12 protein-coding genes are annotated in these 12,090 nt (G+C 71.7%); 1 reads left to right on the top strand and 11 read right to left on the bottom strand.

Annotation, left to right across the window (positions count from 1 at the left end; translation table 11 throughout):
- The 11 genes from G3I19_RS29005 to G3I19_RS28955 form a co-directional block, all read right to left on the bottom strand.
- A partial coding sequence (locus G3I19_RS29005; RefSeq protein ID WP_203600516.1) for an LpqB family beta-propeller domain-containing protein occupies positions 1-260 on the bottom strand: 260 nt, incomplete at its 3' end.
- 52 nt (positions 261-312) lie between these two features.
- A complete protein-coding gene (locus G3I19_RS29000; protein WP_164266687.1) occupies positions 313-1,095 on the bottom strand; it encodes an ATP-binding cassette domain-containing protein in 783 nt (260 codons plus the stop codon).
- A complete protein-coding gene (locus G3I19_RS28995) occupies positions 1,092-3,014 on the bottom strand; it encodes a dipeptide/oligopeptide/nickel ABC transporter permease/ATP-binding protein (RefSeq protein WP_164266686.1) in 1,923 nt (640 codons plus the stop codon). Before G3I19_RS28995 ends, G3I19_RS29000 begins: the two co-directional genes overlap by 4 nt.
- Positions 3,014-4,018: an ABC transporter permease gene (locus G3I19_RS28990; RefSeq protein ID WP_164266685.1), complete on the bottom strand. Its 1,005-nt coding sequence runs from the start codon at positions 4,016-4,018 to the stop codon at positions 3,014-3,016. The genes G3I19_RS28995 and G3I19_RS28990 overlap by 1 nt, the downstream gene beginning before the upstream one ends.
- Positions 4,019-4,030: 12 nt before the next feature.
- The gene (locus tag G3I19_RS28985; protein WP_164266684.1) at positions 4,031-5,647 is read right to left on the bottom strand and encodes an ABC transporter substrate-binding protein; all 1,617 of its coding nucleotides are present in this window, start codon (positions 5,645-5,647) and stop codon (positions 4,031-4,033) included.
- 304 nt (positions 5,648-5,951) lie between these two features.
- Complete coding sequence (locus tag G3I19_RS28980; protein ID WP_164266683.1) at positions 5,952-6,533, bottom strand: hypothetical protein; 582 nt, start codon at positions 6,531-6,533, stop codon at positions 5,952-5,954.
- The gene (locus G3I19_RS28975) at positions 6,533-7,678 is read right to left on the bottom strand and encodes an ROK family glucokinase (protein ID WP_164266682.1); all 1,146 of its coding nucleotides are present in this window, start codon (positions 7,676-7,678) and stop codon (positions 6,533-6,535) included. Before G3I19_RS28975 ends, G3I19_RS28980 begins: the two co-directional genes overlap by 1 nt.
- Positions 7,679-7,703: 25 nt before the next feature.
- Complete coding sequence (locus G3I19_RS28970) at positions 7,704-8,654, bottom strand: ATP-binding cassette domain-containing protein (protein WP_239074904.1); 951 nt, start codon at positions 8,652-8,654, stop codon at positions 7,704-7,706.
- Positions 8,651-9,688 carry an ABC transporter permease gene (locus tag G3I19_RS28965; protein WP_164266681.1) on the bottom strand — a complete coding sequence of 346 codons (1,038 nt, stop codon included), beginning with the start codon at positions 9,686-9,688 and terminating at the stop codon, positions 8,651-8,653. The genes G3I19_RS28970 and G3I19_RS28965 overlap by 4 nt, the downstream gene beginning before the upstream one ends.
- Complete coding sequence (locus G3I19_RS28960; protein WP_343235245.1) at positions 9,685-10,689, bottom strand: sugar ABC transporter substrate-binding protein; 1,005 nt, start codon at positions 10,687-10,689, stop codon at positions 9,685-9,687. The genes G3I19_RS28965 and G3I19_RS28960 overlap by 4 nt, the downstream gene beginning before the upstream one ends.
- A 329-nt stretch (positions 10,690-11,018) precedes the next feature.
- Entirely contained in the window at positions 11,019-11,783 is a 765-nt protein-coding gene (locus G3I19_RS28955; RefSeq protein ID WP_164266680.1) for a GntR family transcriptional regulator, read from the bottom strand.
- Between the two features lie 76 nt (positions 11,784-11,859).
- Here G3I19_RS28955 and G3I19_RS28950 point away from each other — a divergent pair.
- A partial coding sequence (locus G3I19_RS28950; RefSeq protein WP_164266679.1) for a Gfo/Idh/MocA family oxidoreductase occupies positions 11,860-12,090 on the top strand: 231 nt, incomplete at its 3' end.

Here is a 12,090-nt window from a genome sequence, read left to right as displayed (position 1 = left end):
TGGGAGGGGCCGTCGCCACCGCGCAGGAAGGCGATCCACCGGCCGTCCGGAGACCACGCGGGCGCGGTGTCGGCGGGGCCGCGGGTGAGCCGGCGCGCCGCGCCGCCACCGGCGGGCACCGCCCACAACGCGCGGTCCTCGCGGTCGTGTTCGCGGTCGGCGGTGCGCAGCACATAGGCGATGCGCGCTCCGTCCGGGGACAGCGCCGGCTGCTCGGGCAGCGCGATGGAGTAGAGGTCGTCGATACCCAGGCGTCGCATCACAGTGTGCGGTCTCCTCGTGGACGGAGCGGATGGGGCCGGACTACGAGTGTCACGGAGTGCCTTCCGTGCGCAACCGTTCCGGCGGGGTAGGGCCGGGCACGGCGGCGAGCAGGTCGCGGGTGTAGGGGTGGCGCGGATCGGCGAGTATCCGGTCGGCCGGGCCGGCCTCGACGATCCGGCCGAGGTACATCACGGCGATGTGGTCGCTGAGATAGCGCACCACGGCCAGGTTGTGCGAGATGAACAGCATGGTCAGCCCGGTCTGCCGCTGTACGTCGCGCACCAGGTTGAGCACGGCGCCCTGGACGGAGACATCGAGGGCTGAGGTGATCTCGTCGGCGATGACGGCCTGCGGCCGCCCCGCGAGTGCCCGGGCGAGTGCCACCCGCTGGCGCTGCCCGCCGGAGAGCTGTCCGGGCAGCATCGGGGCCCGGCCGGGGTCGAGGCTGACCTGTTCGAGCAGCCGGGCGATCTCGGCACGCCGGGCCACCCGGCCGCGGCCCCGTTCGCGGGGCAGTGCCTCGCCGATGGAATCCCCGATGCTCATCCGCGGATCGAGGGAGGAGTACGGGTCCTGGAAGACCATCTGCAGCGGGCGGTGGCGCCCGCTCAGCTCACGTACGTCCGTCCCGTCGAGCAGGATGCGGCCCGTGGCGAGCGGGGCGAGACCGACCGCGGCGCGGGCCAGCGTCGACTTCCCCGATCCCGACTCCCCCACCAGGCCGGTCACTTGGCCCGACGGTACGGTCAACCGCACGCCGTCAACCGCGGTCCTGGCATGGCGGCGGGCGCCGTAGCGCACGCTCACCCCGTCGAAGACCAGCTCGCTCATGCGGTGTCTCCTGTCGTGGTCTCCGTGACCGGTCCGGCCTCCGCGCCGACCGGGTGCCAGCAGGCGATCCGGTGCCCGGTGGCACAGCTGACCGGCTCGGGATCCGCGCGGCGGCAGTGGTCGTCGGCGCGGGGGCAGCGCGGGGCGAACGCGCACCCCGCCGGTATCAGGTCCGGCTCCGGCGGCCGGCCGGGTATCACGGCCAGCGGGCGGTCCCGGTCGGTGCCGAGATCCGGTACGGCGGCCAGCAGGGCCCGCGTGTAGGGGTGCCGGGCCGCGGTGAACAGGCTCTCGGCGGGCAGGTCTTCGACGATCCGGCCCGCGTACATGACGAGCACCCGGTCGCACGTCCGGGCGACGACCGTGATGTCGTGGCTGATGAGCAGGACGGCGGTGGCCCGCCCGGCCCGTACCTCGTCGAGCAGCCGCAGCACCTGCCGCTGCACGGTCACGTCGAGTGCGGTGGTCGGCTCGTCGGCGATGATCAGCCGGGGGTCGCCCATCAGCCCCATCCCGATCATCGCGCGCTGTCGCATACCGCCGGAGAACTCGTGCGGATACTGGCGCGCCCGCCGCTCGGGAGCGGACACATGCACGGCGCGCAGCCGGTCCACCGCCCGTGTGCGGGCGGCGCGCCCCGACAGGTGCTGGTGGTGTACGGCGACCTCTGCGAGCTGCCGTCCCACGCTCATGACCGGGTTGAACGAGGACATCGGGTCCTGGAAGACCATGGCGAGGGAGGTGCCGAGGAGGGTGCGCAGCTCCCGCTCTCCGGTGTCGAGCAGGGGTGTGCCGGTGAAATCGAGCCGCTGGGCGGTGACATGGGCCGGTGGTTCGACGAGCCGGGACACGGCCATCGCGGTCAGGCTCTTGCCCGATCCTGACTCCCCCACCACTCCGACGGCCTCGCCCGGGTGTACGGCGAAGCTGACCCCGCGTACCGGCGTCGTCCATCCGTCGGGTGCCGGGAAGGACACCCGCAGGTTCTCCACCGCCAGGACCGGCTCCCCGTCGCCGGGCGGCCGTCGTACGGCGGCGGCCGGGGCAGGCGGTGTGAGCGGACGGGGGCCTGCGGGCCGGCGGGAGAGTGTGCGTACGCCGAGGGCGGCGGCCACGGCCTCGCCGAAGAGGTTGAAGGCAAGACCGGCGACGACGACCGCCACACACGGCGCGAGCGCGGGCGCGGGGGTGAGGTTGATCCGGCCGAGGCCCTCTCCGAGGAGCCGCCCCCAGTCGTAGTCGGGGGCCTGTACGCCCAGCCCGAGGAACGAGAGTCCGGCGAAGGCCAGGAGTGCGGAGCCCGCGCCGACAGTGGCGTTGACGGCCAGCGGCTCGGCGATGTTGGGCAGGATGTGCCGGGTCAGGAGCCGGATCCTGCCGACCCCGACGGTCCGGGCGGCGGCCACGAAGTCCTGGCCCGCGACCGACGCGCTCAGCGTGTGGGTGAGCCGGGCGAAGGCCGGGGCCATGGCCAGGCCGATCGCCGGCACGGCGCCCGTCGCGCCCACTCCGAAGACGACCGCGAAGAACAGGGCGAGCAGCAGGCCGGGGAAGGCGACGGCGATGTTCACCACGGAGACCACCAACTGCCCGGCCCGGCGCGGCAGTACCGCGGGCACCGTGCCGAGAACCAGCCCCAGGACCACCCCCAGCAGGGTCGCGGCGACCGCGAGCAGCAGCGACAGCCGGGTGGCCACCAGCACCCGGAGGAGGATGTCGCGGCCCAGGCTGTCGGTGCCCAGCACATGGGCGCCGGACGGCCCTTGCTGGAGCGCGGAGGTGTCCACCGCGGACGCCCTGTCCCCCCACAGGACCGGGGCGAGGACGGCCAGGACGACCACGGCGAGCAGCAGCAGCCCGGCGCAGGCGCCCACCGGGGTGCGGGCGGCGGCCGGCCATCGGGAGCGGGGCGCGGGCATCAGACCTCCCTGATCGCGGAACGCGGGTCGAGCACGGCGAGGGCCACATCGACCAGCAGGTTCACCACCAGCACCCCGGCGCCGTAGACGAGCACGACGCCCTGCACCACCGGATAGTCCTTCTGCAGGATGGACTGCACGATCGTCGAGCCGAGTCCTGGCCAGGCGAACACGTTCTCCACCAGGACCGTTCCCGCGACCAGCGCGGAGAGCAGCAGACCGCCGAGAGTGAGCGTGGCGGTCAGGGCGTTGGGCAGCGCATGGCGCAGGTAGACGCGGTGCGGCGGCAGCCGCTTGGCGCGTGCGGTGCGCACGAAGTCCTGGGCCAGGACCGACAGCATCTCCACCCGGCAGATCCGGGCCAGCACCGAGGCGGGCCCGATCGACAGGGCCACCACGGGCAGCACGTACGAGCCGGGCCCCTGCAGACCCGCGACGGGGAACCAGCGCAGGCGTACCGCGAACACATAGGCCAGCACGACCGCGACCAGGAACTCCGGTACGGCGCCCAGCAGCACGCTGCCCGCGGTGAAGGCCAGTTCGGTGCCGCGCCGGCGCCCGCCCCTGGTCCGGGCGGCCATCGCCGTCCCCAGGGGCACCGCGATGGCCAGGGCCAGTACGAAGGCGAGCCCGGCCAGTTGCAGGGTCGCGGGCAGCCTGGTGCCGATCGTCTGCGCCACGGACTGGCCGCTGATGGTGGAGGTGCCCAGGTCGCCGGTGAACAGCCCGCCCAGGAAGTGCAGATACTGCTCCCACAGCGGGAGGCCGAGCCCCAGCTCCGCGCGCCGCGCCGCGACCAGGTCCGGCGAAGCGGTCATGCCCAGAGCGGCGCGCACCGGGTCACCGGGGACGAGATGGATCATCAGGAACGCCGCGGTGACCAGCACCCACAGCGACACCGCGAGCCGGACCGAGCGCCGGACGGAGAACAGCAGCCACCGGTGGCTCCGCCGGTCGGCGGCCGGCGCGGTCCGCGCCGCCTCGACGGCCGTCGCAGTCGTCATCGGGCCGCCCTCCTAGTTGGCGTACATACGGATGGACGACGGGACGATCGAGCCCTGGCCGACCTCGAATCGGGCCCCCTTGCCGAAGACCGGGGTACGGGAGTTGTAGTAGGGCACCACGTCGAGGTGCTTGATCAGCGCCGTCTCGGCCTGCTGCCACAGCGGGCAGCCTGCGGCGCCGGCCTTCGCGGATGCCTTCCGCACGAGGGCGGCGTAGCCGGGGTTGTCGATTCCGGAGAAGTTCAGGCCCTTCGGCGGCCTCGGCCCGGCCATGAAGGGGACGAGCTGATTGGGCGCCGAGACCGCGATCGGGCCCATGGAGACGTCCCAGTTGCCCGAGCCGAAGAGCGTGCTGTTCAGTGCGGGACTGTCGACCGGCTTCAGCGTGACCTCGGCCCCCAGGCTCTGCCACTCCTTCTGGATCAGCTCGGCGCCCGCAGCCATGGTGGGCCCGTTCTGGGTGCCGTACATCAGACTCAGCCGGAGTTTCCTGCCGCCCTTGGCGCGGGTCCCACCGGATCCCGGTGCCCAGCCTGCCGCGTCCAGGGCGGCCTTGGCCGCCGCGACGTCGTACGAGGGGAGACTGCCGGTGACCGGGTCGCCGGGGCAGGCCCGCGGCTCGTCGGTGACCATGCCCTGCGACGGCTCTCCGGTGCCGTCGGTGATCACCTTGCCCGCATCGGGCAGGTTCAGCGCCCGGACCAGTGCCCGGCGCACCGCCTCGTCCGCTGCGGGGCGGCCCGCGCTCTGGTTGAAGTACAGCTCGCCCAGCGGTGCCTGCACATCGGCGTGGAACAGTTTCTGCGCGGCCAGCCGCTTCTGCTCGGGGCCGGAGATCGCCGCCGCGTTCAGCTCTCCGGACGTCAGCAGGTTCGCGGCCGTGGTCTCGTTGGGGACCACCCGGACCCGCACCTTGTCCGGCAGCCCCGTGGCCGCCTTGCCGGCCGCGCCCGGGCCCCAGCGGTAGTCCTTGCGCCGGGTGAGCGTGTAGTGGTCGCCGGGGACGGACTCGGTCATGGTGAACATGCCGGTGCCGCTTCCCTTGCCGCCCTTGGCCAGCACCGTGCGGTCCTTGAGCCCGTGGCCGCAGGCGATCGGCACGGAGCCTGCGTTGCGCAGCAGGAACGCGTCGGGGGCGCCGCTGGTCAGGGTGACGGTGCGCCGCCCGTCGTCGGCCCTGGCGGTGGTGCCGGGCTGGATCAGCACGCCGGTCAGTGGCGACTTGTTCGCCGGGTCACCGATGTAGTCGATGTTCGCGGCCGCCTCGCTCGCGGTCAGCGGCGAACCGTCGGAGCAGGTGATGCCGGGGCGCAGGGTGAAGGTCGCCGTCCTGACCGTCGCACGCCACTTCTGGGCCAGCCCGGCCTCGGGCCGGCCCCGGCCGTCGAGATGGATCAGCGGGTCGTACAGATAGAGGTTGATGCCGATACCGATCGACATCACCGTCTTCGCCGGGTCGAGTGCGCCCGGGTCGGAGGTGAAGGACGTGGTGAACGTCCTGCCGTTCGCCAACGTGCCGCCCCCGGCCGCGTCCGGGCCCGGTGCGCCGGCGCAGCCGGCGGCCAGCAGCAGGACGGCCGCCACCAGCGGAAGGACGCGCCCGGCGGGTGCCGCCGCGCCGCCTCTCATATCGACTGCTCGGGCGCGGTGCGGACCTGGGTCCCTGCGGGCGTACGGCTGAGCTCATCCCCTGCGGACATACGGATCCCCACCTCCGAGGCTGCGAACCGGTGCTGCCCGAAAGGTAGGCCAGGGGCCCTGCCCGTGGTTCGTCGGCTACGACAGGGTGGTACGGCCCGGTTCGTCGGCGCCGACGAACGCCCGCGCGGGGCCCCTCACCTCAGCTGCCGCTCCGCGACGCGACGGTGGGCGTCCTGACAGCGCGCCCCGGGGGCGTGTCCTCGGGGCGTGTGCTCTCAGGGGTGCGTGCTTCTCAGGGCGTGTCGGTCGAGACGAGGTACACCCTCTTGCCGCGCGGGAAGGTCCGGTCGACGGTGATGTCGACGGTGGGCAGCGGCGCCTTGCGGGTGACGGTCGTGCCGGCCCAGTCGCGGGTGTCGGGGAACTTCCAGCCGACGATCTTCGCGTTGCGCGGGCTGACGGTGACCTTCCCGTCCTTGAGCGCGGCGCTGCTGGTCCCCGCCTTCTTGAGGAAGGCGTCGAGGCCGGCCTGGGTGGTGGTGAACCGCACGTACAGGCGGCTGACCTTCCAGTTGCTGGTCTGGTAGTACCAGACGCCCACCGCGTTCTCCGGGATCGGTACGTCGAACGTACGGCGCTGCACCTTCGACGGCCAGGCGTGCGTGAGACCGGTCGCCATGGCCTTCTTCTCATTGGACCGGCCGCTGTCGCGGCTCTGCTCGGCGGAGATGACCAGATAGCCGGCGGGGATGCCGATGAGGAGCACGATGATGACCGCGGTGAGCCATCTGCGACGGATCATGTGGCGGTGGTCCTCCGGCGACTGTCCACCGCCCTCGGGGGGCGAGGTCTGGTGGGGCACGGACGTCGTCATTACGGGGATCCCTGGGTGGTGCGGGTGGTACGGGCAGCCTGTGCGTACCGCTCGTAGCGCTCCACGCGACGGCGGTTCGCCCTGCGGAACCGCCGGGCGATCAGCCTGGAGAGGTCGGCGGCCCCGACCATACCTGCCTCAGGACCGAGCTGCGCCTTCGTGATCCGGGCCTCGGGGCGGTAGCCACGGCCGGTCAGCTGGCGCTTGAAGGCGTCCCGCGCGGGGCCGATGAGCAGGTCGTCGGCTGCGCTGACGCCCCCGCCGACGACGAAGCAGGACGGGTCGAGGGCGGCGGCCAGATTGGCGATTCCGACACCCAGCCACTGGCCGATGTCCTGGAACAGCTCGACGCACATCGCGTCGCCCTCACGGGCCAGTTCGGTGATGAGCGGCCCGGTGATGTCGGGGATGTTGCCCTTGACCCGCTCGATGATGCTGTACGCCACCGGGGAGTCGGCCGCGGCCATCTCCTTGGCCTCACGGACGAGGGCGTTGCCCGAGCTGTACTGCTCCCAGCAGCCGCGGTTGCCGCAGGGGCAGCGGTGGCCGCCGGGGACGACCTGCATATGACCGAATTCACCCGCGACGCCGTACTTGCCGCGCTTGACCTGGCCGTCCTCCAGAATGGCGCCGCCGATGCCGGTGCCGAGCGTGATCATCACCAGATGGTCCTCGCCGCGGCCCGCGCCGAAGCGCCACTCCGCCCACGCGGCGGTGTTGGCGTCGTTGTCGACCATGACGGGGACGGCGAGCCTGCCCTGGAGCGCGTCGCGCAGCGGCTCGTCGCGCCAGGCGAGGTGGGGGGCGAAGAGGACTCTGGAGCGGTCGGCGTCGACCCAGCCGGCCGCCCCGATGCCGACGGCGTGCACGTCGTGGCGGTCGGAGAGATCGAGGACCAGCTCGACAATGGTGTCCTCGACGACCTTGGCGCTCTTGGACTTGTCCGGCGTCTCGGTCTTGATCTTCTCCAGGATGACGCCGTCGGCGTCGACGACGCCCGCCATCACCTTCGTACCGCCGATGTCGATGCCGACGGTCGGGACGCGGGGCGCTGTGAGGTGCGAGCGCCGCTCGCGGGTCCCGACGGTCCGCAGGACCGTGGCGCGGGCGGAGCCGCGGTGCGCGAAGTCACGGTACGTACTCATCGGTCAGATGATGCCATCCGAATCCTCAGGAGGCGTCCTCGGCGGGGTTTCCGTCCGTCCTGTCGGGGCCGGACCCGCCCGAGCCGGGGTCGCCGGAGCCGGGGTCGCCGGAGCCGGGGTCGCCCGAGCCGGGGTCGCCCGAGCCCGGCTCTCCGGGGCGCGGGGCCCGCCGGAGTTCGTGGCTGAGCTCCTCCAGCTCGCTGCCGCCCGCCATCTGCCGGGTGAGCTCGTCCAGGGTGATCCGGTCCTTGCTGTGACTGCCGAACATCGCCCCGCGCTTCAGCAGGACGAAGCGGTCACCGACCAGATAGGCGTGGTGCGGGTTGTGCGTGATCAGGACCACGCCGAGTCCGGCGTCGCGGGCCGCGGCGACGTACTTCAGCACGACCCCCGACTGCTTCACGCCGAGCGCGGCGGTCGGCTCGTCGAGGACCAGCACCTTGGCACCGAAGTGGACGGCGCGGGCGATGGCCACGCACTGGCGTTCACCGCCGGACAGCGTCCCGATGGGCTGGTCGACATCGCGCAGGTCGATGCCCATGCGCAGCAGCGCGGAGCGGGTCGTCTCGCGCATCAGCCGGACGTCGAGGCGCTTGAGGGGGCCGGCGCCCTTCGTCGGCTCCGAGCCGAGGAAGAAGTTCCGCCAGACCGGCATGAGCGGGACGACGGCGAGGTCCTGGTAGACGGTGGCGATGCCCCGGTCGAGCGCCTCGCGCGGCTTGCCGAGGCTCGTCTCGTCGCCTTCGATCAGGAAGCGGCCCGCGTCGTGCCGGTGCAGCCCCGAGATGATCTTGATGAGGGTCGACTTGCCCGCGCCGTTGTCGCCGAGGACACAGGAGATCTCACCGGCGTGCACGACGAGGGAGACCTCTTCGAGCGCCTTGATGTTCCCGTAGAACTTGCTGACCCGGTCGAGTTCCACCAGGGGTGTGGTCTGCTCGGGCGCGGTGTGTTCCGCCGCTGTCCGCTCCGTCATCGCGACGCCTCCGCTCGCTTGCGCACCCAGGCATTGAGCAGGGCGGCCAGGAGCAGCATGGCTCCCAGGAAGAACTTGAACCAGTCCGGGTTCCACTCCGCGTACACGATGCCCTTGCTGGTCATGCCGAAGATGAAGGCCCCGACAGCGGAGCCGATCGCCGAACCGTAGCCGCCGGTGATCAGACAGCCGCCGATGACGGCCGCGATGATGTACGTCAGCTCGTTGCCGACCCCCTCACCTGACTGCACCACGTCGTAGCTGAAGAGCAGGTGCTGGCCGGAGATCCAGGCCGCGAAGGCCACCCCCATGTAGAGGCCGATCCGGGTCTTGACGACCGGGACGCCGACCGCGCGGGCCGCGTCGTCGTTGCCGCCGACCGCGAAGATCCAGTTTCCGGCGCGGGTGCGCAGCAGCACCCAGGTCGCCACCGCGATCAGCGCGGCCCACCACAGGAGGGTGACCTTGAGGTCGACGTTGCCGATGGTGAGCTGGGACGCGAAGACCTTCTTCGCCGAGGGGAAGCCCTCCATGTCACCGATGGACTTCGTCGACACGGTGCCGCTGATCAGCTTGGTGAAGCCGAGGTTGAGCCCGGTCAGCATCAGGAAGGTGCCCAGCGTGATGATGAAGCTGGGGAGTCTGGTGCGGGTCAGCATGAAGCCGTTGAAGACGCCGATGGCGAGCGTGACCAGCAGCGAGACGCCGACGCCCACCCAGACGTTCGCGGTCATCTGGTAGCTGAACATCGAGGAGATCAGCGCGGAGCTGGTCACCATGACCCCGGCCGACAGGTCGAACTCGCCGCCGATCATCAGCAGCGCCACCGGGACCGCCATGATCCCCAGCGTCGACGCCGCGTACAGCACGGTGGAGAGGCTGGAGGGCCGCAGGAAGCTGTCCGCGACGACCGAGAAGAAGACGAAGACGGCGACGGCGCCGACGACCGAGCCCAGCTCGGGGCGGCCGAGCAGCCGGCGCAGCGGTGAGGCGCGCAGCAGCCGTTCGTCCGGTGTCTGTGCGGCGCTGCTCATCGCGTACCCCGCTGCGTGAAGGCGGCCAGCGCGCTCGCGTCCTTCTTGGTGATGACCTGGGGCCCGGTGAGGACCGGGCGGCCGCCGCCGAGGACGTTGCGGTTGTACTTGTAGAGCCAGAGCAGGTCGACCGCCTCGTACCCCTGGAGGTACGGCTGCTGGTCGACGGCGAAGCCGAGGGTGCCCTTCTGCAGGGCGGAGGCGACCTTGGCGTTCAGGTCGAAGGTGTCGATCTCGGCCTTGCTGCCCGCGGTGTCCTTGGCCTGGACCGCGGCGTCGGCGAACGGTGCGCCGAGCGTGACGACCGCGTCGATGGAGTGGTCGGCCTGGAGCTTGGCCTCGATGGAGGACTGCACGTCGGGCATGTTGGTGCCGTCGACGTACAGGTTCTCCATCGTGCCGTGGAAGTTCTTCTTGGCTCCGGCGCAGCGCTGCTCATGGCCCACGTTGCCCTGCTCGTGCAGGATGCAGAGCGCCTTCTTGCGGCCGCGCTTGTTGAGTTCGTCGCCGACGGCCTGGCCCGCGATCGTCTCGTCCTGGCCGATGTGGGTGAGCGCGCCGAACTGCTTGGACTCCTCGGATCCGGAGTTCACGGTGATCACCGGGATGCCGGCCTTCTCGGCCTTCTGCACGACGGCTTTCATCGAGTCGGGCTTGGCGAGGGTGACGATGAGTCCGTCGACCTTCTGGTCGATGGCCGTCTGCACCAGCTGCGCCTGCTGCTGGCCCTCCTCGCTGTGCGAGTAGAGGAAGGTGACGTTGTCCTTGGCCGCGGCCTGTTTGGAGCCCTTCTGGACGATGTCCCAGAAGGTGTCGCCGTCGCCCGAGTGGGTGACCATGGCGAACTTCCAGCGCGGCGTGTTCACCGCCGCCTTGCCGACGGCCGCGGCCCGTGAGGCGCGCTCCTCGGCCCGCTTGCCGCCGGTGCTGCTGCATCCCGCCAGGGAGAGCCCCAGCGCTAGCGCCAGCGCCCCGCTGACCCAGGTTCGTACCCTTGCCACGACGTGATGCCCTTCTCGGTGTTCCTGTGCCTGCCGCGGGCGCTGTGCTCGCTGCGGCTGCTGCCGTACCCGCCGGTGCGGACGGTGACCGGTCCCGTCCGGTCCGGCCGCCCAAGTATGGGTCACCGCCGGTCGCGGCCGATTCATCGGGGGCCGCCCGCGGGTGCGGCGAGGCGCGCCGCTGCAGTGCGGGCTGCTGCTGTGCGGGTGGTACGCAAGGGGGTCCGCCCTCTCTCCCGGCCGCCGGGTTGCGGCAGAGGAGTTCTAGCGGTGGGCGCCGGGCTCCGTCAATGGTTTGTCAGAACATCCTGACGAGCCCCGGCCGGCTCCTACGGGCGCACCAGCAGCTGGAACTCGAAGGCGTACCGGGAGGCGCGGTAGATGTGCGTGCCGAATTCCACGGGCCGCCCCGTGGAGTCGTACGTGATCCGCTCCATCGTCAGCAGCGGTGCGCCTTCGCGCTCCCCGAGCCTGCTGCCCTCGTCGGCTGTCGCGGCCCGCGCGCCCACCGTCTGGCGGGCGCTGTGCAGGGTGATCCCGGCGGCCCGCAGCAGCCGGTAGAGCCCGGTGCCCTCCAGCCGTTGCGTCTCAGGGGCCGGCACCCCTTCGGGCAGGTAGTTGCGGAGCTGCGCCATGGGCTCGCCGTACGCGAACCGCAGCCGGTCGAGGCAGCGGACCTGGCTGCCGTCGGGCACCGCGAGTGCGGCGGCGACCCCGGCCGGGGCGGGGACGTACTCGTTGCACAGGACCTGGGTGGTGGGCCGCTGTCCGGCGGCGAGCAGGTCGTCGTAGAGGCTGCTCAGTTCGAGAGGGCGCTTGACCTGGCTGTGCACCACCTGGGTGCCGACACCTCTGCGGCGCACCAGCAGCCCCTTCTCGACCAGCGACTGGATGGCCTGGCGGACGGTGGGACGCGACAGGCCGAGCCGGGACGCGAGGTCGATCTCGTTGCCCAGCAGGCTGCCGGGGACGAGCCTGCCCCGTTCGATGGCCGACTCCAGTTGCTGCGCGAGCTGGTAGTACAGCGGGACCGGGCTGCTGCGGTCCACGCCGAGCTCAAGACTGAGGGTGGGGTCGGCCGCTGGTTTGGACACGCCGGAAGGGTAGCCCAGGTCCGGTTGTCAGGACAAAGGCTTGACAGCGGGCGGAGCCCCGGCCACGTTGGGGTCCATGCGTATCGGACTCATCGGGACAGGCCGCATCGGTTCCTTCCACGCGAGGGCTCTCAGCGGCCACCGGGACGTCGGCGCGCTGGTGGTCGCCGACGCCGAGGGCCCGAGGGCCGCCGAGGTCGCCCGGCGGACCGGGGCGACGGCCGCCGCCTCGGTCGACGAGGTCTTCGCCCGCGGCGTGGACGCGGTCGTGATCGCTTCGGCGACCGCCTCGCACGCCGCGCTGATC

Origin of the sequence: Streptomyces sp. SID10853, assembly GCF_010548145.1 — a bacterium.
In the GTDB taxonomy this organism is placed as follows: Bacteria; Actinomycetota; Actinomycetes; order Streptomycetales; family Streptomycetaceae; genus Streptomyces.
The sequence above is the reverse complement of the archived record's forward strand: the minus strand, read 5'-3'. Positions and strand labels throughout refer to the sequence as shown.